The organism is Mycobacterium paragordonae (genome assembly GCF_003614435.1).
Lineage (GTDB): Bacteria > Actinomycetota > Actinomycetes > Mycobacteriales > Mycobacteriaceae > Mycobacterium > Mycobacterium paragordonae.
In genome coordinates this window covers 2,336,676-2,359,592 of record NZ_CP025546.1, presented here as the reverse complement: position 1 = coordinate 2,359,592, position 22,917 = coordinate 2,336,676, and the positions used below count along the sequence as shown (strand labels likewise).

Below are 22,917 nucleotides of genomic sequence, written 5' to 3'. Positions count from 1 at the left end.
GGGCTGCGATAAGGTGCTCAATCGCGACCACCACGGCAATCTCGCGGAGGTTTGGGGGCGCCAGCGCCGGCGTCGAGGGACGCCAGAGCCGAGATTGCCGTCAGGGCTGCTATGGGGTGCTCAAACGCGACCGCCACGGCAATCTCGCCGGGGTCGAGGGGCGTCAGCGCCGGGGTCGAGGGGCGTCAGCGCCGGGGTCGAGGGGCGTCAGCGCCGAGATTGCCGTCAGGGCTGCGATGAGGTGCTCAATCGCGACCGCCACGGCAATCTCGCGGAGGGTCGGGGAAACCCCAGCGATATCACGCCGTCCCGGTGACCGCCCATCGCCCGGACAGCGCCCGCCAGCCACCGAAGGCCAACCGCAACACCATGAAGGTGGTCAGTCCGGACCAGATTCCCGTCAACCCCCATCCGTAGGCCAGCGACAACCAGATCAGCGGCAGGAATCCCAGCAGCGCGCCGGCCACAGTGGCGGTACGCATGAAGGCGGCGTCCCCGGCCCCGAGCAACACCCCGTCCAACGCGAAAACGATTCCCGCGATGGGCAATTGGGCCACCATGAACCACCAGGGGACAGTCACCGCTGCAAGGACGGAGCGGTCGTCGGTGAACAGGCCCGGCAACACCGAAGCACCCAACGCGAAGGCGACGGCCAGGAGGCCGGACGCCAGGAGTGAAAACCACGTCACCCGCCATGCGACCCACTTGGCGTGCGCGGCGTCACCGGCCCCCAGCGCCGCCCCCACCAGCGACTGCGCGGCAATGGCTAGCGAATCGAGAACCAGCGCGAGAAACGTCCACAGCTGCAACACAATCTGGTGGGCGGCCAGCGCGGCGGCTCCGAATCGCGCCGCCACCGCGGCGGCCGAGACGAAGCAGACCTGAAAGGCCATGCTGCGCAGGATCAGGTCCCGCCCCATCACCAGTTGGGCCCGCAGGGCGGCACGGTCGAGTCGCAGCGGGACCCGCTCAGCCAGCAGCGCGCCGCCGAACAACACCGCCGCCAGCCACTGGCCGGTCAGGTTGGCGACCGCCGAGCCGGACAGACCCAGCCGCGGCAGGCCGAGCCAGCCGTACACCAGCACCGGGCACAGCAGCGCCGAGACCACGAACCCCGCGACCACGTAGCGCAACGGGCGCACGGTGTCCTGCACGCCGCGCATCCAGCCGTTCCCGGCCAGCGAGACCAGGATCGCCGGGGCGCCGAGAATGGCGATGCGCAACCAGGGCAGGGCCGCGGATGCGATCTGGTCACTGGACCCGATCGCCGACACCACCGGGACCGCGGCCACCTGTACGACGAGGACGATCGCCGCGCCCAGTCCCAAGCCGAGCCACGTCGCCTGCACACCTTCGTTGACGGCGGCGGTCCGTTCGCTCGCACCGAAGTAGCGCGCCGCGCGGGCCGTGGTGCCGTACGACAGGAACGTCAACTGGGTGCTGACCAGCCCGAGCACCAGGCTGCCGATGGCCAGGCCGGCCAGTGCCACCGCTCCCAGCCGCCCGACCACGGCGGTGTCGAAGAGCAGATACAGCGGTTCCGCGGCCAGCACACCCAGGGCCGGCAGGGCCAGCGCCGCGATCTGCCGGCCCCCGGCAACCGGCCGGCCGGGGTCGGGCCCGCCGTCGCGCAAGGCCGCTAGTCGAGCGCCGCGCGCAGTGCCGCCACCACGTCGTCGATTGAGCCGGTGGTGGAATAGCCCGCCGCCAAGCGGTGCCCGCCGCCGCCGAATCCCATCGCCACGGTGGCCAGGTCGATCGACTTGGCCCGCATCGAGACCGACCAGCGCCGTGGTTCGACTTCCTTGAACACCGCTGCCACCTCGGCCTGCTGCGTAGTGCGCACGATGTCGACCACGCTCTCGACTTCCTCCGAGCGGGAATTCAGCCATTCGTGGTGATCGACCACCGCGTAGACCAGCCCCTGGCCACCGGCCGCCTCCGGGAGCAGCTCAGCGGTGCCGAGCACCCGGGACAGCATCGGCAACCAGGCAAAGGGATGGCTGTCCATCAACGACCGGCTGACGGCGGAATTGTCCACCCCTAGGTCCACCAGACGCGCGGCGAGCCGGAGCGCCCGCGCGCTGGCCCAGCGGAACGACCCGGTGTCGGTGGTCAGCCCGGCGTAGATGCAGTGCGCCACCGCCCGGTCGATCGGTTTGCCCCACTCGTCGAGGATCTCGGCGACCATCATCGTGGTCGAATCCGCGGAGGTGTCCACGTAGTTCGCGGTGCCGAACAGTCCATTGGACGCGTGATGGTCGATGACCAGCAGGTGCCGGTCGTCGGCGGCCAGGTCTTGCAGCGAGCCGAGCCGGTGCATGCTGGGCACGTCGACGGTCACCACCAGGTCGACGTCGCGACGCACGTCGTCGGGGCCGACCAACAGGTCGCAGCCGGGCAGCGAGCGCAGCGACTCGGGCAGTTCGGCAGGCGCGGCGAAGCTCACTTGAACCCGCTTGTCGCACCGGTCGAGCACCATGCCCAGCGCCAGCCCAGCGCCGATGGTGTCGGCATCGGGATGGACGTGACAGACCACCGCCACTGACTCGGCGGCCGACAGCAGCTCCACGGCGCCGGCTGCGTCGACGCGCGCCCCGTTGAGGCGCGGTATGCCGGTCAGCTCAATCTTCGGATCGATCTTGCGATTGATCTTGCGATTGATCATTGTCATCGGTGACTCCAGCTTCGATGCCTCGAGCACTGCCAAGTCCCCCGGCGGTCGACGGTTCGGCCGCCGACCCACTCTCACGGTACGGGTCGGCCTCCCCTGCCGGTTTCGCACCCACCCGAACGCGCGCCAGATCAGCATCCGCTGCGCGCGCACGGGCCAGCAACTCTTCCATCCGGTTCACCGTGTCCGACGTCGTGTCGCGGGTGAACGTGAGGGTCGGGGTGAAGCGCACACCGGTGCCCGCCCCGACCTTGGTACGGAGCACGCCCTTGGCCCGGTCCAGGGCCGCGGCGGCGCCGGGATAGTCGGGCTCGTCGTCCAGCGTGCGGCCCATCACCGTGTAGTAGACCGTCGCGTCGTGCAGGTCGTTGGTGACCTTGGTGTCGACGATGGTCACCCCGGCCAGCCCCGGATCCTTGATCTCGTACTCGATCGCCGAAGCGACGATCGTGCTGATCCGTTTGGCCAGCCGGCGTGCCCGGGCGGGATCAGCCATGCTGCTCCGGCCCGGTCATGACCGTTCCTTCTGCACGAGCTCGAAGGACTCGATGATGTCGCCTTCCTTGATGTCCGAGTAACCCAGCGTCAGACCACATTCGAAGCCCTCGCGGACCTCGGTGACGTCGTCCTTCTCCCGCCGCAGCGAGTGGATCGACAGGTTCTCGGTCACCACGATGTTGTCCCGCAACAGCCGGGCCTTGGCGTTGCGGCGCACCACCCCGGAGGTGATCATGCAACCGGCGATGACGCCCACCTTGGAGGACCGGAAGATCGCGCGGATCTCCGCACGGCCCAGCTGGTTCTCCTCGTAGATCGGCTTGAGCATGCCGCGCAGGGCCTTCTCGATCTCGTCGATGGCCTGGTAGATCACCGAGTAGTAGCGGATCTCGACGCCTTCGCGGTTGGCCAGCTCTGTCGCCTTGCCCTCGGCCCGCACATTGAAGCCGATGATGATGGCGTCCGATGCCGAGGCCAGGTTGACATTGGTCTCGGTGATGCCACCGACACCGCGGTCGATGACGCGCAGCGCCACCTCGTCGTCCACCTCGATGCCCATCAGGGCCTCTTCCAGCGCCTCGACGGTACCGGCGTTGTCGCCCTTGAGGATCAGGTTCAGCTGGCTGGTTTCCTTCAGCGCCGAGTCCAGGTCCTCCAGGCTGATCCGCTTGCGGCTGCGGGCCGCCAGTGCGTTGCGCTTGCGCGCGCTGCGCCGGTCGGCGATCTGGCGGGCGATCCGGTCCTCGTCGACGACCAGCAGGTTGTCACCGGCACCGGGCACCGACGTGAAGCCGATGACCTGCACCGGGCGCGACGGCAATGCCTCGTGGACGTCCTCGCCGTGCTCGTCGACCATCCGGCGGACGCGGCCGTACGCGTCGCCGGCGACGATCGAGTCGCCGACCCGCAGCGTGCCGCGCTGGATCAGCACGGTGGCCACCGGACCGCGACCGCGGTCCAGGTGCGCCTCGATGGCCACACCCTGGGCCTCCATGTCGGGGTTGGCCCGCAGGTCCAGGGCGGCGTCGGCGGTCAGCAGCACCGCTTCTTCCAGCGCCTCGATGTTGGTGCCCTGCTTGGCCGAGATGTCGACGAACATCGTGTCGCCGCCGAAATCCTCTGCCACCAGCCCGTATTCGGTGAGCTGACCACGGATCTTGGCCGGGTCGGCGCCCTCCTTGTCGATCTTGTTGACCGCCACCACGATCGGCACGTCGGCGGCCTGCGCGTGGTTGATGGCCTCCACCGTCTGCGGCATGACGCCGTCGTCGGCCGCGACCACCAGGATGGCGATGTCGGTGGCCTTGGCACCGCGGGCACGCATGGCGGTGAACGCCTCGTGACCGGGGGTGTCGATGAAGGTGATCAGCCGCTCGCTGCCCTCGAAGTTGACGCCGACCTGGTAGGCGCCGATGTGCTGGGTGATGCCACCGGCCTCGCCCTCGCGGACGCTGGCGTTACGGATGGTGTCCAGCAGGCGCGTCTTGCCGTGGTCGACGTGACCCATCACGGTGACCACCGGCGGACGGGTCTGCAAGTCCTCTTCGCCGCCTTCGTCCTCGCCGTAGGTGAGATCGAAGGATTCCAGCAGCTCACGGTCCTCGTCCTCGGGACTGACGACCTGAACGTTGTAGTTCATCTCGCTGCCCAGCAGTTCGAGCGTCTCGTCACCGACCGACTGGGTGGCCGTGACCATCTCGCCGAGATTGAACAGCGCCTGCACCAGCGCGGCCGGGTTGGCGTTGATCTTGTCGGCGAAGTCGCTCAGCGATGCGCCGCGGGCCAGCCGGATGGTCTCGCCGTTGCCGTGCGGCAACCGCACGCCGCCGACGACCGGGGCCTGCATGTTCTCGTATTCGGCGCGTTTGGCCCGCTTGGACTTGCGGCCACGCCGCGGCGCGCCACCGGGACGACCGAAGGCACCGGCCGCGCCACCGCGCTGACCGGGACGGCCGCCGCCGCCACCGCCACCACCGGGGCCACCACCACCGGGACGACCCCGGAAGCCGCCGCCACCGCCGGGTGCCGCGCCGACACCGCCGCCGCCGCGGTAGTTACCACCGCCGCCACCGCCGCCGGGACCGCCGCCACCGGGGCGGGCACCGCCGGGCCGGGGTGCGCCGGTACGCGGCGGACGAGGTCCGCCGGAGGCGCCACCGGGACGCGGCGGCATGCTGCCGGGCGACGCGCCGCCCGGTCGGGGCGCGCCCGGCCGGGGTGCGCCGGGGCGCGGAGCCTGCGGGTGCGGACGCGGAATCGGCCGGTCCACCGGCTGTGACGAGGAGAACGGGTTGTTGCCGACGCGGGGTGTGCGAACGCCGGGCTTGGGCATGGGACCCGGACGCGGCCCGGGTGTCGCGCCCGGTTGCGGAGCCTGGGGGGCCGGCGCCTGTCCTGGCGCGGCTGCCGCGGGACCGGGGGCCGGCGGGGCCGGCGGCGCGGGCTTGGCCCTGGCGGCGGGAGCAGCCGGGGCGGCCGGAGCAGCCGGAGGTGCCTGCGGAGCCGGGGTGGCCGGGCGGCCAGGCGCCGCCGGCTTGGCGGGAGCACTGGTGGAGGCGCCGTTGCCGACGGCCTTGTCCAGCGCGCGGTCGAGTGCCGCATCGGTTGCCGAGGCTGCGACCTTCTCGGCGGGCTTGGCCGCCGGCTGCGCGCCGGCCGGAGGGCCTGATTGCGTCTTGGTCGCCCCGGCGGGGGGCTTGCTGCCGCCGAACGACTCGCGGAGCCGCCGGGCCACGGGTGCTTCCACCGTGGATGATGCCGATTTGACGAATTCGCCCTGTTCGGTCAGTCGGGCGAGAACTTCCTTGCTGGTGACACCGAGTTCCTTAGCCAACTCGTGTACGCGGGCCTTACCTGCCACTACATCTCCTGTCTAAGAGGCGACAAGCGGTTGGGCCGCGCCTCGGGGGTTAGCTGTAACGCATCGAAGTGGGAGTCATCGGGACTTCACGGTGTGCTCATGTTCGTTGCTACCTGTTCTGTTGCCTTGGTGGACGAGCCCGCCAGGGAGCTGACGTGCTCGATCACCGCGGATGTATCCGGTGAACCGGTGATGCGCAGCGCGCGGGTGAAAGCTCGCCGCCGAATCGCTTCTTGTACGCACTTCGGGCCGGGATGCAACCACGCACCTCGCCCCGGCAGGCTTCCGGCAGGGTCAACGATTACGGCGTAGTTGCCGTTCCCGGCCGACCGAGCCACCACTCGAAGCAGTTCGACGGCCAGCTCTCGCTTCCGGCATCCGACACACGTCCGCACCGGTCCGCTGGGGTTGTCCGGGCGTTGGCGCGCCGAGGCCGAAGGCTCGCGCTGGATCACGGCTCAGTCTAGCGTCACCCGACCGGTGGTCCGAACCACCCGCGTCGACGCGGGCACGCGCGCCCGACACCAGATGATCTTCGAGGTCGGCACGTACGTGCGCTCGACGCACCCAGGGGCCCAACGCCCGGTCAGGCCGGGTTCAGTGTTTCTTCGATTGCCCGATCTCGATTCAGTAGCCGACTACTGCGGAGCAATTCGTCGACCGGAGTGAGGCTGGGTTGCGCAAGACCTGGTCACACCATGGGCGCGACCTCGGCCGACGTAAAGGGTTTCATGACATGTCCTATGTGATTGCGGCGCCGGAACTGATGGGGTCGGCGGCAGCGGAACTGGCGATCATCGAATCGAGGCTTGGCGAGGCCAACGCGGCGGCCGCAACCTCGACCACCAGGGTGCTTGCGGCTGCCGCCGATGAGGTGTCAGCGGCCGTAGTGAAGCTGTTCTCGGGCCACGGTTGGGAATTTCAGGCACTCAGCGCCCAGGCAGCGGCTTTTCAGTCCCGTTTCATCGCGACGCTGACGATGAGTGCGGAATCCTTTCTGGGCGCGGAAGCCGCCAATCTTTCAGCGCTGGGAAACTCGATTTGGACCGAGATCTTCGGGTCACCGGCCATCGAACCGGTCCCGGCCGGGGAAACCCCCAGGTTCAGCGGCACGCAGTCGCTGCTCACGCGTCTGGAAACTGCCGCGTTGCGGCCGGTGAAAGCCTTCCTGACCTGGTCCGGAATATATGACCAACTCGGGGTACTGAATTCCCCAGTTCAGCAGCTGTTTGTCAGCGGCCTCTTGAACCCGCTCTTCAGCGACTCGCCACCGCGCCTCCTGACGACTTTGCTGGGCGAAACGGTCCGCTACACCAGCTATGAAGGGATGCAGGTCGTCGAGATCGTGCCGGCTCACCCGACGGGCAACTATGTCGTCGCACTACACGGCGGCGCGTTCCTCTGGCCGCCGATGATCTTCCACTGGCTCGGCTATTCCGTGATGGCGTATCAGACCGGCGCAACCTTTGCGGTGCCGATCTACCCGCTGATCCAGCAAGGCGGTACGGCCGGCACTGTGGTGCCCAGAGTTGCCGGCTACATCTCCACGCAGATCGCGGCTCACGGCGCATCCAACGTAAGCGTGTTGGGTGACTCCGCGGGTGCAACCATCGGACTGTCGGCCGTCCAATACCTGGTGGCCCACAACCAGGCCGTACCGCGATCGATGGTTCTGCTGTCGCCACTGCTGGACCAACGGCTGGTCAATCCGAACCTCGGCCTGATCGACGACCCCTTCCTTCCCGATCGCTCGAACGGGATCTATCGGGCCAACCAACTTTGGGCCGGCGATCTTGCGCTGACCGATCCGCTGGTAAGCCCATTATTCGGGTCCCTCGAGGGGCTGCCGCCGACGTACGTCTATGCGGGCTCCCTGGATCCGGTCGCGCCGGACCAGTTCATCCTCGCGCAGAACGCGGTGTCGCAATCGGCGCCGATCAGCTTCGTCCTGGCTACCGGCGGATTCCATGACTGGGTTCTGCTGAGCCCGGGCGGGCTGCGCTACTGGCCGCAGATCGAGCGGGAGCTGGGTATTTGAGCCGAACCGCTGCGGCCGGGCGCTCGGCAAGCGGCCAGCGCCGAAGCTCTAGTGCTCGTGCGCCATCCCGTGGCTCGCGCCCTCCTCCGGCTGACCCGGCGCGTCACCCCGGATGTCGATGCGCCACCCCGTGAGCCGGGCCGCGAGCCGGGCGTTCTGCCCTTCCTTGCCGATGGCCAGCGACAACTGGAAGTCCGGAACCACGACCCGGGCGGCGCGCGCGTTCGGGTCGATCACCGACACCGAGACCACCTTGGCCGGCGACAGCGCGTTGGCCACGAAGCGGGCCGGGTCCTCGTCGTAGTCGATGATGTCGATCTTCTCTCCGGACAACTCGCTCATCACGTTGCGGACCCGCTGCCCCATCGGACCGATGCAGGCACCCTTGGCGTTCAGACCGGGCACCCGGGACGCGACGGCGATCTTGGACCGGTGGCCGGCCTCCCGGGCCACCGCCACGATCTCCACCGAACCGTCGGCGATCTCGGGGACCTCGAGCGAGAACAGCTTGCGCACCAGGTTCGGGTGCGTGCGCGACAGGGTGATCAGCGGCTCACGGGACCCGCGACTGACCCCGACGACGTAACAGCGCAGCCGGTTGCCGTGCTCGTAGCTCTCACCGGGCACCTGTTCGGCGGCCGGGATCACCCCTTCGGAGGCCTTGGCTTCGGTGCCCATCCGGACGACGACCAACCCGCGGGCGTTGGCCCGGCTGTCGCGCTGGATGACGCCGGCGACGATCTCGCCTTCGCGGGTGGAGAACTCACCGAACGTGCGCTCGTTCTCCGCGTCGCGGAATCGTTGCAACATGACCTGGCGTGCGGTGGTCGCCGCGATGCGGCCGAAACCCTCGGGTGTGTCGTCCCACTCGCTGATCAGGTTGCCGTCTTCATCGGTCTCACGGGCGATCACCCGGACCACGCCGGTCTTGCGGTCGATCTCGATGCGGGCGTCCGACTGGTGGCCCTCGGTGTGCCGGTAGGCGGTGAGCAGCGCGGACTTGATGGTCTCGAGTAGCTCGTTGACCGAGATGCCCCGGTCCACCTCGATCGCGTGGAGTGCGGCCATGTCGATGTTCATGCTCCGGCCTCCGTCCCCTGTGCCTGACCCAACAGTTCCAGCTCCGCTCGGGCCGGTGGCGAAAATTCAACCTGCACAACAGCTTTGACGACGTCCGCCAGAGGAATCTGGCGAACGGCCAGATCCCGGCCGGTGCGGACCACCAACGACAGCGTGCCGTCGATGGCATCAGCGACCCGTCCGGACAGCTGTGATCCGTCCGCCAGTGCCAGGTCGACCTTGCGGCCCCGCGCCCGACGGAAGTGCTTCTCGGTGGTCAACGGGCGGTCCACGCCGGGCGAGCTGACCTCGAGGATGTAGGCGTCCGAATTGTCGCCCGTGCCGCCGTCCAGCCTGTCCAGCAAATCCGAGGCGGTACGGGACAGTGCGGCGATGGTATCGAGGTCCAGGGCGGTGTCGCCGTCGGCGATCACGGTGATGCGCGGTGGGCGGGTGCGGCTGTTGATGACCACGTCTTCAATCTCGTAACCGGCGCGCGCGAACTCTCCGGTCAGTAGCTCGATCACCTGCGTCTGCGAAGGTAGCCCGGTGGTCACGGCGAGCTCCTCATCTTGAGTTGTCGGTCATGCGCTTGAGCGCGGCTTTCACAGCGAACTCAGAGAGCCAGCTACCAACGATACGCCAGGATCCGCTATTGACGCCCGTTCAACGACGCGGTGGTTGTCTCGCCGGGGCCGGGTGGCATCGTGGCTGGCGCTGCCGCGGTGCCCGGTGATGGCAGGATGTGGGACGTGCCCAGAGCAGTACCCGTCATCAGCAGGCGGCGTGTGCTCGCCGGTGGTGCCGCTCTCGCCGCACTCGGGGTGGCGGCAACCGCCTGCGGCGAGTCGGCCCCGAAAACTCCAGCCGTCGAGGAATTGGTGGGCCCTTTGGACCAGGCCCGGCGCGACAGTGCGCTGGCCGCCTCGGCCGCCGGGGCGATCGGCAGCCCACCGCAGATCGCGGCCGCGCTGACCGTGGTCGCGACTCAGCGCGCCGCGCACGCCCGGGCGCTGTCCACCGAGATCGCGCGGGCCGCCGGCAAGCTCGTCTCCTCCACCAGTGAAACCAGCAGCTCCAGCCCGACCACCAGCCCGACCGAGCCGGAGGCTCCGCCGCCGCCACCGCCACCGGTTTCCGACGTGATCGATTCGCTGCGCAAGTCGGCGGAGGACGCCAACCGCCTGGTGTCGTCGTCGTCGGGCTATCGGGCCGGATTGCTCGCCTCGATCGCCGCGTCGTGCACCGCGTCCTGCGAGGTTGCGCTGGTTCCCGGGGGGCCGTCGATATGAGCGGCGGCAAAGACGCTGACGTCACGGCCCTCAGCGATGCGCTGGCCGTCGAGCACGGCACCATCTACGGCTACGGCATCGTGTCGGCGCTGTCGCCCCCCAGCGTCAACGACCTGGTGGTGGAGGCGCTCAATCAGCACCGTCAGCGCCGCGACGATGTCATCGCGATGCTGAGCGCCCGCAAGGTCACGCCGCCGCCGGCCGCCGCCGGGTATCAGCTGCCGTCACCGGTGGGCAGCCCGGCGGATGCGGCACGGCTGGCGGCACGCATGGAGAACGACGGCGCGACGGCGTGGCGGGCGGTCGTCGAGCACGCCGAGACCGCCGAGGACCGGGCGTTCGCCTCGACCGCACTGACGCAGAGCGCTGTGCTGGCCGCGCGGTGGAACAAGGTGCTGGGCGGCTGGCCGATCACCACCACGTTCCCGGGCGGCAACGAGTAGCTAGCTGATGGCGGCGACCAGGTCGGTGGTGAGCGAATCGCCGACCGTCAGCTCTCTGGTCTCCCCGCTGAACCGGTTGCGCAGCTCCACTCGGCCGTCGGCCCAGCCGCGGCCGACCACGACGATCCAGGGCACGCCGAGCAGCTCGGCGTCCTTGAACTTCACCCCGGGCGAGGCCTGACGGTCGTCAAGCAGCACGTCGACCCCGATCTTGTCCAGGTCGGCGGCCAGCTTGGCGGCGCCGAGCCGGGCCTCAGGGTCCTTGTTGGCCATCACCAGGTGCACCCCGAACGGCGCCATCGACGGCGGCCAGCGCAGGCCCAGCTCGTCGTGGTGCTGCTCGGCGACCACGGCCACCAGGCGCGAGACCCCGATGCCGTACGAACCCATGGTCAGCCGCACCGGCTTGCCGTCCTCGCCCAGCACGTCCGCGCTGAAGGCGTCGGTGTATTTGCGGCCGAGCTGGAAGATGTGGCCGATCTCGATGCCACGGGCCATCACCAGCGGGCCGGCGCCGTCGGGCGAGGGGTCGCCTTCGCGTACCTCGGCGGCCTCGATGGTGCCGTCGGCGGTGAAGTCGCGGCCGGCGACCAGGCCGACAACGTGGCGCCCGGGCTCGTCGGCGCCGGTGATCCAGCTGGTGCCGTCGACGATCCGCGGGTCGATGAGATAGCGGACCTCGTTGTCCCGCAAGGCTTTCGGGCCGATGTAGCCCTTGACCAGGAACGGGTACTTCGCGAAGTCGGCGTCGTCGAGCAACGCGTACTCGGCCGGTTCCAGCGCCGCGCCGAGTCGCTTGTCGTCGACCTCGCGGTCACCGGGCACACCGATGGCCAGCAGTTCCCAGTCTCCCCCGGGCTGGCGCACCTTCAGCAGCACGTTCTTGAGGGTGTCGGCGGCGGTCACCGTGCGGCCCAGCGCCTCGTTTGCCCAGGCGACCAGAGTGGCGATGGTCGGGGTGTCGCCGGTGTCGTGGACCTCGGCCGGGGGCTTGTCCTCGGTGGGTTGCGCGTCGGGGCGGGCGGTGATGACGGCTTCGACGTTGGCGGCGTAGCCGGATTCCACGCAACGGACGAAGGTGTCCTCACCGATCGGGCTTTCGGCCAGGAACTCTTCGGAGGCGCTGCCGCCCATCGCACCCGACACCGCGGACACGATCACGTACCGCACGTTCAGTCGCTCGAAGATCCGCTGGTAGGCCTCGCGGTGGGCATGGTAGGAGGCCTTGAGGCCGGCGGCGTCGAGGTCGAAGGAGTACGAGTCCTTCATGACGAACTCGCGGCCGCGCAGGATGCCGGCGCGCGGACGCGCCTCGTCGCGGTATTTGTTCTGGATTTGGTACAGGGTCAGCGGGAAGTCCTTGTAGGAGCTGTACTCGCCCTTGACGGTCAGGGTGAACAGCTCTTCGTGGGTGGGGCCCAGCATGTAGTCGTTGCCGCGGCGATCCTTTACCCGGAACACGCCGTCGCCGTATTCCGTCCACCGATTGGTGGTCTCGTAGGGTGCGCGCGGCAGCAGGGCGGGAAACAGGATCTCCTGGCCGCCGATCACGTTCATCTCCTCGCGGACGACGCGCTCGATGTTGCGCAGCACCTTCAGGCCGAGCGGAAGCCAGCTGTACAGGCCGGGCGCGATGGGTCGGACGTATCCGGCGCGGATCAGCAGTTTGTGGCTGGGGACTTCCGCGTCGGCGGGGTCGTCGCGCAGAGTGCGCAGAAACAGCTCGGACATCCGGGTGATCACAGGCGGCAAGCCTACTTGGGGGCTGGGTGCTTCCCGCGTCACGTGGGTGTCGGGCGGAGGCTGCACTCGGCGACGCGCGGCGCTCAGCGCTGTATCGAGGTTGCAAAATTGCAGCGGAAACGCGAGTAGGGGCCGGCCGGTTTACCGGCTCGGTGCCACGGCGTTTAGCGGCTCGGTGACACGGCGTTCAGAGGCTCGGTGCCACGGCGTTTGGTGGGTCGGTGCCGCGGCGTTTAGCGGCTCAGTGCCATCGCCCGGGGCTCAGTCACAGCAGCCGCACTGGTCCATGGCGGAGTCGGTGCACTGCGTGCCCGCCTCGTAGCGACTCGTGATCTGTCGCGCGTAGGCGGGCAGTCGGTGCACCCTGCGCCCGCCAAGTAGCGACTCCTGACTTGTCGCGCGTAGGCGGGCAGGCAGACCCCCGACTTTCCCAGGGACTGGTGTGACGAGTGAGACGTGCGGACGGTCCTACGGCCGAAGCTCGCAGGCCGAAGCTGGCAGACCGAAGACCTACAGCTCTCCGGCGTCGATCGCTTCCTTGACTTCCTGAGCGTGCGCAACCTGCTCGGGCGTGTAGCCGATGAACAGCGCGGCGATACCGACGATCACGGCCGCTCCGGCGATCCACAGCAGCCCATAGGTGTACCCGTGGTCGAGTGCCTGCAACTGCGCGTCGTTCATGAACTTCACCGGGCCGGTCGTGCCGCCCAGGAACAGCGTCCGCGAGGTGATCACGGCCTGAATGACGGCCAGCACCAGCGGCCCGCCCAAGCTCTGCAGCATCAGCGTCATCGCCGAGACCGGGCCGATCTGGTCGAAACCGACGCCGGCGATCGCAGCCAGGGTGAGCGGGACGACGACCATGCCGATGCCGATCCCGCCGACCACGATCGGCAGCACCAGGTTCGGGAAGTACGGCGCGCCACGGTGCATGAACAACGAGCCGTAGATCATCGCGCCCAGCAGCAGCCAGCCGCCGCCGATCGTCAGCACCCGCGGCGAGAATCGCGACACCAGCTGCGACGAGATGCCCAAACCGATGCCCATGGCGATGACGAACGGGATGAAGCCGATGCCGGCGCCGAGCGCGCTGTAGCCGAGGATGTCCTGCACGTACAGGCCGATGGACACCGTCAGGCTGAACATGACGCCGCCGGCCAGGAAGATCGCGATGAACGTGACCAGCCGGTTGCGGTCACGGAACAGCTCAAACGGGATGACCGGGTTCTCCGCACTGCGCTCGACGATCGCGAAGGCGATGGCCGCCACCACTGCGACCACACCGGACCCGAGGGTGGTGAATGAGAGCCAGCCCTTCTCCGGGCCTACCGAGAAGGCGAACACCGCGGCGGTGCACGCCAGGGTGGCCAGCATGGCGCCGCCGGCGTCCAGCTTCATCCGCTCGCGGTTGGTCTCGCGCAGCGCGGTACGGGCCAGGTAGATCATCACCAAGCCGATCGGCACGTTGACCATGAACGCCAGCCGCCACGAGTACTCGGTCAGCGCGCCGCCGACCACCAGGCCCATCACGGACCCGATCGCCGTCATGGCCGCGAAGACCGCCGTCGCGGCATTACGCGCCGGACCCTTCGGGAAGGTGGTCGCGACCAACGCCAATCCGGTCGGCGAGGCGATCGCCGAGCCCACGCCCTGCGACAGCCGGGCGATGACCAGCGTCACCTCGTCCCAAGCCACCGCGCACAGCACCGACGAGATGGTGAACAGCGCGACACCGACGATGAAGGTGCGCTTGCGCCCGATGGTGTCGCCGAGCCGGCCGCCGAGCAGCATCAGCCCGCCGAAGGTCAGCACATAAGCGGTGATCACCCAGCTACGGCCCGCATCGGACAGGCTGAGCTCGTTTTGAATCTTAGGAAGCGCGACGATGGCCACCGTGCTGTCCATGGTGGCCAGCAGCTGCATCCCGCCGATCGCGATAACCGCGGCGATAAACCGACGTGAGGGTAGCCACGTCGGGTAATACCTGCTCAAGCGCTGCAAAGGGGTCTCCACTGTTCGCGTGGGACGCTCCTGGGCCGAACGTTCCGAGCGTCCCTCAGTCCAAGTGTGGACTGCCCGCTCTGAGTCGTTGAGAGCCGTCATAGCGGGTTACCTTACAGTAATCTTAAGAATTGTTTAAACCCCGAACGCCGCTACCGGCCCGATAACGATGATCGCGGGAGGTCGAATCCCTTCTGCGCGGACCTTCTCCGGCGTGTCCGCCAGGGTCGCCCGCAACGTCTGCTGCGCTGCCGTCGTTCCGTGTTGAACCACCATCACGGGAGTATCCCCAGGTCGGCCGCCTTTTAACAGCGCGGCGACAAAAAGTTCGATGCGTTCGACCGCCATCAGCAAAACAATGGTCCCGGTCATTGCTGCTAAAGCGTCCCAATTCACTAACGATTCGGGATGGTCGGGCGCCAGATGGCCGCTGACCACCACAAACTCGTGATTTGTGGCCCGATGAGTCACCGGAACGCCCGCCAGAGCCGGTACGGCTATGGCACTTGTCACACCTGGCACCACGGTCACCGAAATCCCCGCTTCCGCGCATGCCAGGACTTCCTCGTAACCGCGGGCGAACACGAACGGGTCGCCCCCTTTGAGCCGGACCACGAATTTGCCCGCCCGGGCCCGCTCGATCAGCACCTCGTTGATCGCGTCCTGGGCCATCGCCCGGCCATACGGGATCTTGGCGGCATCGATCACCTCGACGTGCGGCGACAACTCGGCCAGTAGTTCCGGCGGAGCGAGCCGGTCGGCAACGACGACGTCGGCCTGGGCGAGCAGTCGGCGGCCGCGAACGGTGATCAGTTCGGGGTCGCCCGGGCCGCCCCCGACCAGCGCCACGCCACCGCGCAGGACCTCATCGGAGGCCTCGGCCGCGATGACGCCCTCCTGCAGGGCTTCACGGATGGCCGACCGGATGGCCGCCGAACGCCGGTGCTCACCGCCGGCCAGCACACCCACGGACAGCCCCGCGTAGCTGAAGGACGCCGGGGTGACCGCCGTGCCCTCGACTGCGATGTCGGCGCGGACGCAGAAGATATGACGCCGTTCAGCCTCGGCGACGATCGCCGCGTTCACCTCCGGCTCGTCGGTGGCAGCCAGGGCGTACCAGGCTCCGTCGAGGTCGCCGTCACGGTATTCCCGTAGTGACAGGGTGATCCCGTCCATGGCCTCGACCGCGGCGGTGGCGCTGCGGGAGATGACGTGCACGTCGGCGCCGCTGGCGATCAGCAGGGGTAACCGGCGCTGAGCGACACCTCCGCCGCCGACGACGACGACCTTTCGGCCGGTCAGTCGCAGTCCCACCAGATAGGGGCTCTCGGTCACTGGGCAAGCTTAATGTCGCGCTAGGCCGGTGGCCTGGCGGCCTGTGCGACAAAGCGGGCCACGGCTTCGGGCATCGCCGCCGGATGGGTGTGCAGATACGACGCGTGCACGCCGGCATGGACGGCGCCGTCGTGCTGGCGATCGGCGGGTCCGCCGCGGTAGACCCAGGCCGGCTGGTAGCTGTCGGCGAACGTGACCGCGGTCCGGTGAAATTCGTGGCCCACCACCCGCTGTCCGGCCGCGAACAGCGACGAGTCGGCGACGGCCACCGCGTCCCGGTACCCCAGGGTGAGCTGCTGGGTGAAGCGCGCCGACCCGGCCAGCACCCCGCACATCGGATAGCCGTCCAGTTCGTCGGCCAGATAGATCAGGCCGGCGCATTCCGCGTGCACCGGCGCGCCCGTGGCGGCCAACTCGGCGATCTGACGCCGGACGACGTCGTTGGCGGACAGTTCCGCGGTGAACTGCTCGGGAAACCCGCCGGGCAGCAACACGGCGTCGGTCGCCTCGGGCAGGGTTTCGTTCAGCGGGTCGAATTCGACGACCTGCGCGCCGGCGGCCCGCAGCAGCTCGGCGTGTTCGGCGTACCCGAAGGTGAACGCCTTGCCGGCGGCCACGGCGACGCGGACGTCCCGACCGACGGCGCTCACCACGTCCGCCGGGTCCCACGGCGGGTCCTCAACCCGGCCGCCGGCGGCCGCCACCACCGCGGGCAGGTCGACGTGGCGCGCCACCAGATCCGTCATCGCCTCGATCGCCCGCTGGGCGTGGCGGCCGTACTCCGCGGCGGTGACCAGTCCCAGATACCTTGTCGGAAGCTCCAATTCGGCGTTGCGAGGGATCGCCCCCAGAACCGGCACACCCGCCTGCTCGCACGCCTGCCGCAGCACCAACTCGTGCCGGGACGTCCCGACCCGGTTGAGGATGACACCGCTGATCCGGGTGTGCGGGTCGAAGGTAGAGAAGCCGTGCAGCAGAGCGGCCATGCTGTGGCTCTGACCACGGGCGTCGACCACCAGAACCACCGGGGCGCCCAGCAGGCCCGCGACGTGCGCGGTGGAGCCGGCGGCCGGGCCCGTTGCGTCCGGGCCGATCCGGCCGTCGAACAGGCCCATCACGCCCTCGATCACGGCGATGTCGGCGCCGCGGACGCCGTGGCCGAACAGCGGGCCGATGAGCTTGTCCCCCACCATCACCGGGTCGAGGTTGCGGCCGGGTCGTCCGGCGGCCAGGGTGTGGTAGCCGGGGTCGATGAAGTCGGGACCGACCTTGAACGGCGCCACCCGGTGGCCGGCCCGGCGCAGCGCGCCGATCAAACCCGTTGCCACCGTGGTCTTTCCGCTGCCCGATGCGGGGGCGGCGATGACGACGGCGGGTGCCGGCCTCACCACTCGATGCCCTTCTGGCCTTTGCGGCCCGCGTCCATCGGGTGTTTCACCTTGCCCATCTCGGTCACCAGGTCGGCGGCGTCGATGAGGCGCGGCGGGGCGTCACGGCCGGTGATCACCACGTGCTGCTGACCCGGGCGGTCCTGCAGCGTCGCCACCACCTCGTCGACATCGAGCCAGCCCCACTTGAGCGGATAGGTGAATTCGTCGAGAACATAGAAGTCGTGCCGCTGCTCCCGCAGACGCCGCGAGATCTCGGCCCACCCGTCGGCGGCCGCCGCGGCATGGTCGAGTTCGCTGCCGGCCTTGCGCGACTTGCGTGTCCAAGACCACCCCGAACCCATCTTGTGCCATTCGACCGCGCCGCCGACGCCGGTGCTTTCATGCAGTTGGCCGAGCTCCCGAAAAGCGGCCTCTTCCCCCACTTTCCATTTCGCGCTCTTGACGAACTGGAACACCGCGACACTCATCCCGACGTTCCAGGCGCGCAACGCCATTCCGAACGCCGCCGTCGACTTGCCCTTGCCTTCGCCGGTGTGCACCGCCAGTACCGGGGTGTTACGCCGCGCCCGGGTGGTCAGGCCGTCGTTCGGGACGGCGGTCGGATTTCCCTGGGGCATAGGCGATTACCAGCTCACGCCACGCTGCGGACGGCTTGGGTCAGGTGATCGGCGTGCAGATGTTCCAGCCGCATGATGGGCGCGCCGAGCTGTTGTGCCAACCGGCCGGCCAGGCCCAGCCGGACATAGGACGTCTCGCAGTCGACGACGACGGCGGCAACACCTTCAGCCGCCAACCGGGCCGCAGCAATCCTGCTGCGGTTCAACGGATCCGGGCCAGCGGTGGCGCGGCCGTCAGTGAGCACCACGACCAGCGGGCGGCGGGCCCGGTCGCGCACCTTCTCGCGGATGACCAGTCCCCGCGCGGCCATCAGGCCCTCGGCGAGTGGAGTTCTGCCGCCGGTGTCGAACCGGGACAGTCGCCGTCCGGCGATGTGCGCCGACGACGTTGGCGGCAGCAGGATCCTGGCTTCCTGCTGGCGGAAGGTGATCACGGCGACCTTGTCGCGTCGCTGGTAGGCGTCGCGCAGCAACGACATGGTGGCCCCGCTGACGGCGGCCATCCGGTCGCGGGCGGCCATCGACCCGGAGGCGTCGACGACGAAGATCACCAGGTTGCCTTCGCGTCCCTCGCGAACCGCCCGGCGCAGGTGGCTGGGCTGTAGGAGCAGGGGCCCGGCCCGATCGGCGTCTTCGGCGGCCGTCAGCAGGGTGGCGAACAGGTGCAGGCCGTGCGCGCCCGGGTCGGTGGGGTCGGCGGCGGCCACGACGCTGCCGGCGGCGTTGCGGGCGCGGGACCGACGACCGGGTGCGCCTTCGCCGACCCCGGGCACCGTCAAGGCCCGGGTGCGAAACACCTTCGAAGGCGGCGCGCTGGGCCGTGGCGGTGCCGGTGCCTGGGTGCCACCCGAATTCTGTTCGGGGACAGAGTCTTCGGCGGGTTGACCGCCATGGGGAGGATCGGGATCGGGCTCGGGGTCGGGTTGGGTCCTAGACTCCGCATCCGCCCGGGCCAACGCTTCGTCCAATTGGTCGCGCTCGATGCCGTGGTCGTCGAAGGGATCACGTCGGCGACGGTGCGGCAACGCCAGTTCAGCGGCCACCCGGATGTCCTGTTCTTCGATCACGAGCGCGCCGCGCCAGGCCGCGTGGGCGGCGGCGGTGCGCGCCACCACCAGATCGGCTCGCATGCCGTCGACGTCGAAGGCCGCGCACAGCGCCGCGATGCGCCGTAACTCGTTGTCGGGCAACACCACATCGTCGACCATGGCACGGGCCGCGGCGATCCGGCCGGCCAACTCGGCGTCGGCGTCGGCGTACTTGCGGGCGAACGCGTCGGGATCGGCTTCGTAGGCCATCCGCTGACGGATCACTTCCACCCGCACATCGACGTCGCGCGAGGCCTGCACGTCGACCGTGAGACCAAACCGGTCCAACAGCTGCGGGCGCAGTTCGCCCTCTTCGGGGTTCATGGTTCCGATCAGGACGAACCGGGCCTCGTGGGTATGGGAGATGCCGTCTCGTTCGATGTGCACCCGGCCCATGGCGGCGGCGTCGAGCAGGATGTCGACCAGATGGTCGTGCAGCAGGTTCACCTCGTCGACATAGAGGACGCCGCCGTGAGCGCGGGCCAGCAGGCCCGGGGAGAAGGCGTGCTCGCCGTCACGCAACACCCGCTGCAGGTCCAGCGAGCCGACGACCCGGTCTTCGGTGGCCCCCAACGGCATCTCCACCAGGCCCGCCCCGCCGGAGTCGGTCGCGGCGGACAACAGCGCGGCCAGCCCGCGCACCGCGGTCGACTTGGCGGTGCCCTTCTCACCGCGGATGAGGGCGCCGCCGATCTCGGGCCGCACTGCGCACAGCAGCAGCGCCAGCCGCAGCTGGTCGTGCCCGACGATCGCGCTGAACGGATAGGGCTTCACCGGGCGCCCGCCGCGGGAGAAGCCGGCCCTGAACCTGGTCTGAGCATCGGCACATGCGGGATACCGTCGTCGAGGAAATCGTCACCGTCGCGGACGAAGCCGTGCCGGGCGTACATCTCGGCCAGGTATTTCTGGGCGTCGATGCGACACGGGTAGTCGCCCACTTCGGCCAGCGCGGCGCGCAGCAGGCGAGTGGCGTGGCCCTGCCCGCGCGCGCTGCGCTTGGTGCACACCCGGCCGATCCGGAACGCCTTCTCACCACCGGCGTGCTCCTCCATCAACCGCAATGTGCAGATCACCTCTCCGTCGGTGGATTCCAGCCAGAAGTGCCGGGTTTCGGCGAGCAGGTCGCGCCCGTCCAATTCCGGGTAGGGGCAGGCCTGTTCGACCACGAACACCTCGACCCGCAGCTTGAGCAGTTCGTAAAGAGTCCGCGCGTCAAGGTCTTTGAACCAGGAACGTCGCAACGCCTCACTCATTTACGCCGCCTCCAGCCGCAACGTCTTGTTGGTCCACGACCTCAACTCGTCGTAAAGGGCGGGTTCACGCGACAAGTCAGCTCCCAAGGACGGCACGATCTCTTTGAGGGTAGGTAACCACGACTGGTACCTGTTGGCGAAACAGCGTTGCAGCACGTCCAGCATCGCCGGGACGGCGGTCGAGGCGCCCGGTGAGCCACCGAGCAGGCCGGCGATGCTGCCGTCGGCGGCGCCCACGATCGTGGTGCCGAACTCCAGCGCCCCGCCCTTGCCCCTGGTCCGCCGGATCACCTGCACTCGCTGCCCGGCCACCGTCAGCTCCCAATCGGAATCCACTGCGCTGGGGGCGAATTCACGCAACGCGGCCACCCGGTCCGGTTCGGTGAGCCGCAGTTGGGCGATCAGATAGCGGAGCAGTGTCATCTCCCGCACGCCGACGCCGAGCATGGACGGCAGATTGTCCGGCCGTATCGAGCGGGGCAGGTCGCTGACGTGCCCGTGCTTGAGGAATTTCGGCGACCAACCGGCGTAAGGCCCGAACACCAGCCACGGCCGGCCGTTGACGAACCGCAGGTCCAGGTGCAGCGCGCCCAACGGCGGCGCTCCCGCCGCCGGCGAGCCGTACACCTTGGCCCGGTGCGCGGCCGTGAGCCTGGGGTTGGCGGTGCGCAGGAAACGGCCGCCGATCGGGAACCCCGCGAAGCCGCGGATCTCGTCGATACCGGCCTTCTGCAGCAACGGCAAGGCGTCGCCGCCGGCCCCGACGAACACGAATCTGGCATCCAGCTTTCGCTTTTCACCGGTGCGCCGGTTGCCCACGGTCAGCGTCCAGCCGCCATCGTGCCGGCGGGCCAGCTTGCGCACCTGATGGCCGAACCACACGGTGGCACCGGCTTTCACGCAGTAGCCGATGAGTTGCCGGGACAGAGCGCCGAAGTCGACGTCCGTGCCGTCGGCGGCCCAGTTCAGGGCCACCGGTTCGGCGAAGTCACGGTTGGCGGCCATGAACGGCAGCCGGCGCGCGAACTCGTCGGGGTCCACCACCAACTCGGTGGCGGCGAACAACGGGTTGCGGGCCAACGCGTCACGGCGTCGCCGCAGATAGTCGACGCCGGCCACGCCGCGCACGAAACTGACATGCGGAACCGGGTTGAGGAACCCCGGTACATCGGTGACGATGCCGTTCTCGGCCGCGTAGGCCCAGAACTGCCGGGTGATCTGGAACTGCTCGTTGACCAGTACCGCCTTGGTGATGTCGATCGAGCCGTCCGGGAGCTGCGGGGTGTAGTTCATTTCGCACAGCCCCGCATGCCCGGTGCCGGCGTTGTTCCACGGGCTGCTGCTCTCGGCGCCGACGCCGTCCAGGCGCTCGATCACGGTGATCGACCAGCCGGGCTCCAGCCGCCGCAGCAACGCGCCCAGGGTGGCGCTCATGATTCCGGCACCCACCAGCACGACGTCGGTTCTGGCTTGCTGTGCCACGCCGATCGCTGGTCCTTTCTGGGAAGACTGCCGGTTCCCCAGGTTATCGCCGAAGGAGTTGGGCACCCAATCCACCGCATCCGCCACGGCCGCAACCTCTAAGCTGGCCTCGTGACTGGCTGGGAGCCCGACGTCCTGCCGGGCTACTGGCAGTGCACCATCCCGCTCGGGCCCGACCCGGACGGCGAGGGTGAGATCGTCGCAACGCTCGTGCGCCGTGGTCCGCAACCGGCGGCCGGCCGTGCGGTGCTGGCCGTGCACGGCTACACCGACTATTTCTTCCACACCGCGCTGGCCGACCACTTCGCCGACCGCGGCTTCACGTTCTACGCCCTGGACCTGCGCAAGTGCGGCCGCTCGCACCGGGCGGAGCAGACGCCGCATTTCACCAGCAACCTGGCCCACTACGACGACGAGTTGAACCAGGCGCTGGCGCTGATCCGCGAGCAGTCCGACACCGAGGTGCTGATGTACGGCCATTCGGCCGGGGGTCTGATCCTGTCGCTGTGGCTGGACCGGCTGCGTCGCCAGGATGCGGTCGCGCAGGCCGGTGTGAGCGGCCTGGTGCTCAACAGCCCGTTCCTCGACCTGCACGGCCCGGCGATCCTGCGGCTCGGAGTCACGTCGGCAACCATCGCGGCCCTGTCGCGGATGCGCAGCAAGGGCGTCGCCCGGGCCAGCGGAAGCGGCGGCTACGGGTCGAGCCTGCACCGCGATTACCACGGCGAGTTCGACTACAACCTGCAGTGGAAACCGTTGGGCGGCTTCCCCGTCACGTTCGGCTGGCTGCACGCGGTACGCCGCGGCCAGGCCCGGCTGCACCGCGGCCTCGACGTCGGGGTGCCCAACCTGATCCTGCGCTCGGACCACACCGTGCCCGAGAGCGCCGAACCGGCGGCCCTGCAGCGCGGCGACGCGGTGCTCGACGTCGGCCAGATCGCGCGGTGGGCCGGCTGTATCGGCAACCGCACCAGCATCATTCCGGTGCCGGATGCCAAACACGATGTGTTTCTGTCGCTTCCCCAACCCCGTCAGCTAGCGTATCGCCATCTGGACCGCTGGCTCGACGAACACCTCAGCAGGCTCAACGACACCGACGCCTCGGTCCCGCCCGAGAACCAGTCGGGGAAAGGGTGACGCATC

At 69.0% G+C, this 22,917-nt stretch carries 18 protein-coding genes and 1 pseudogene; 4 read left to right on the top strand and 15 right to left on the bottom strand.

Annotated features, from left to right (window positions below; translation table 11 throughout):
- Positions 1-299 precede the first annotated feature (299 nt).
- The 5 genes from C0J29_RS10950 to C0J29_RS10930 form a co-directional block, all read right to left on the bottom strand.
- Positions 300-1,634 carry an MATE family efflux transporter gene (locus tag C0J29_RS10950; RefSeq protein ID WP_120792324.1) on the bottom strand — a complete coding sequence of 445 codons (1,335 nt, stop codon included), beginning with the start codon at positions 1,632-1,634 and terminating at the stop codon, positions 300-302.
- A 5-nt stretch (positions 1,635-1,639) separates the two neighbouring features.
- Positions 1,640-2,668, bottom strand: coding sequence for a DHH family phosphoesterase (locus tag C0J29_RS10945; protein ID WP_120792323.1), 1,029 nt, complete (start codon positions 2,666-2,668; stop codon positions 1,640-1,642).
- Complete coding sequence (gene rbfA / locus C0J29_RS10940) at positions 2,625-3,170, bottom strand: 30S ribosome-binding factor RbfA (protein WP_065045818.1); 546 nt, start codon at positions 3,168-3,170, stop codon at positions 2,625-2,627. The genes C0J29_RS10945 and rbfA overlap by 44 nt, the downstream gene beginning before the upstream one ends.
- Before the next feature lie 15 nt (positions 3,171-3,185).
- Positions 3,186-6,032: a translation initiation factor IF-2 gene (infB, locus tag C0J29_RS10935; RefSeq protein ID WP_120792322.1), complete on the bottom strand. Its 2,847-nt coding sequence runs from the start codon at positions 6,030-6,032 to the stop codon at positions 3,186-3,188.
- Positions 6,033-6,118: 86 nt separating this feature from the next.
- Positions 6,119-6,370 (bottom strand): YlxR family protein, encoded by a 252-nt coding sequence (locus tag C0J29_RS10930; protein ID WP_306464256.1) that lies wholly within the window; start codon positions 6,368-6,370, stop codon positions 6,119-6,121.
- Between the two features lie 398 nt (positions 6,371-6,768).
- Here C0J29_RS10930 and lipY point away from each other — a divergent pair, with 398 nt between their 5' ends.
- A complete protein-coding gene (gene lipY / locus C0J29_RS10925; RefSeq protein ID WP_120792321.1) occupies positions 6,769-8,070 on the top strand; it encodes a triacylglycerol lipase LipY in 1,302 nt (433 codons plus the stop codon).
- 48 nt (positions 8,071-8,118) lie between these two features.
- On the opposite strand, the gene nusA is transcribed toward lipY, so the two are convergent.
- Positions 8,119-9,150: a transcription termination factor NusA gene (gene nusA, locus C0J29_RS10920; protein ID WP_065045821.1), complete on the bottom strand. Its 1,032-nt coding sequence runs from the start codon at positions 9,148-9,150 to the stop codon at positions 8,119-8,121.
- Positions 9,147-9,686: a ribosome maturation factor RimP gene (gene rimP / locus C0J29_RS10915; RefSeq protein WP_065045822.1), complete on the bottom strand. Its 540-nt coding sequence runs from the start codon at positions 9,684-9,686 to the stop codon at positions 9,147-9,149. Before rimP ends, nusA begins: the two co-directional genes overlap by 4 nt.
- 195 nt (positions 9,687-9,881) lie before the next feature.
- On the opposite strand from rimP, the gene C0J29_RS10910 reads away from it, so the two are divergent.
- Positions 9,882-10,421, top strand: a complete 540-nt coding sequence (locus tag C0J29_RS10910) for a hypothetical protein (RefSeq protein ID WP_065045871.1) — start codon at positions 9,882-9,884, stop codon at positions 10,419-10,421.
- Entirely contained in the window at positions 10,418-10,864 is a 447-nt protein-coding gene (locus tag C0J29_RS10905; RefSeq protein ID WP_065045823.1) for a ferritin-like domain-containing protein, read from the top strand. The genes C0J29_RS10910 and C0J29_RS10905 overlap by 4 nt, the downstream gene beginning before the upstream one ends.
- Here the strand turns inward: C0J29_RS10905 and C0J29_RS10900 are convergent, their stop codons facing one another.
- The 8 genes and pseudogenes from C0J29_RS10900 to mqo all read right to left on the bottom strand — a co-directional run bounded on the left by C0J29_RS10900 (position 10,865) and on the right by mqo (position 21,774).
- The gene (locus tag C0J29_RS10900; RefSeq protein WP_120792320.1) at positions 10,865-12,607 is read right to left on the bottom strand and encodes a proline--tRNA ligase; all 1,743 of its coding nucleotides are present in this window, start codon (positions 12,605-12,607) and stop codon (positions 10,865-10,867) included.
- Between the two features lie 510 nt (positions 12,608-13,117).
- Positions 13,118-14,710: an MFS transporter gene (locus tag C0J29_RS10895; protein WP_120792319.1), complete on the bottom strand. Its 1,593-nt coding sequence runs from the start codon at positions 14,708-14,710 to the stop codon at positions 13,118-13,120.
- A 22-nt stretch (positions 14,711-14,732) separates the two neighbouring features.
- Positions 14,733-15,943 (bottom strand): annotated as a pseudogene (gene cobA, locus C0J29_RS10890) (uroporphyrinogen-III C-methyltransferase).
- Between the two features lie 20 nt (positions 15,944-15,963).
- Positions 15,964-17,331 (bottom strand): cobyrinic acid a,c-diamide synthase CobB, encoded by a 1,368-nt coding sequence (locus tag C0J29_RS10885; protein ID WP_120792317.1) that lies wholly within the window; start codon positions 17,329-17,331, stop codon positions 15,964-15,966.
- Positions 17,328-17,951 carry a cob(I)yrinic acid a,c-diamide adenosyltransferase gene (cobO, locus tag C0J29_RS10880; protein ID WP_065045828.1) on the bottom strand — a complete coding sequence of 208 codons (624 nt, stop codon included), beginning with the start codon at positions 17,949-17,951 and terminating at the stop codon, positions 17,328-17,330. The genes C0J29_RS10885 and cobO overlap by 4 nt, the downstream gene beginning before the upstream one ends.
- A gap of 14 nt (positions 17,952-17,965) precedes the next feature.
- Positions 17,966-19,813, bottom strand: a complete 1,848-nt coding sequence (locus C0J29_RS10875) for a magnesium chelatase subunit D family protein (RefSeq protein WP_120792316.1) — start codon at positions 19,811-19,813, stop codon at positions 17,966-17,968.
- Positions 19,810-20,292: a GNAT family N-acetyltransferase gene (locus C0J29_RS10870; protein ID WP_120792315.1), complete on the bottom strand. Its 483-nt coding sequence runs from the start codon at positions 20,290-20,292 to the stop codon at positions 19,810-19,812. Before C0J29_RS10870 ends, C0J29_RS10875 begins: the two co-directional genes overlap by 4 nt.
- A complete protein-coding gene (gene mqo / locus C0J29_RS10865) occupies positions 20,293-21,774 on the bottom strand; it encodes a malate dehydrogenase (quinone) (RefSeq protein WP_120794671.1) in 1,482 nt (493 codons plus the stop codon).
- Positions 21,775-21,885: 111 nt separating this feature from the next.
- Here mqo and C0J29_RS10860 point away from each other — a divergent pair, with 111 nt between their 5' ends.
- Positions 21,886-22,911: an alpha/beta hydrolase gene (locus C0J29_RS10860; RefSeq protein ID WP_120792314.1), complete on the top strand. Its 1,026-nt coding sequence runs from the start codon at positions 21,886-21,888 to the stop codon at positions 22,909-22,911.
- The last annotated feature ends 6 nt before the right edge of the window (positions 22,912-22,917 follow it).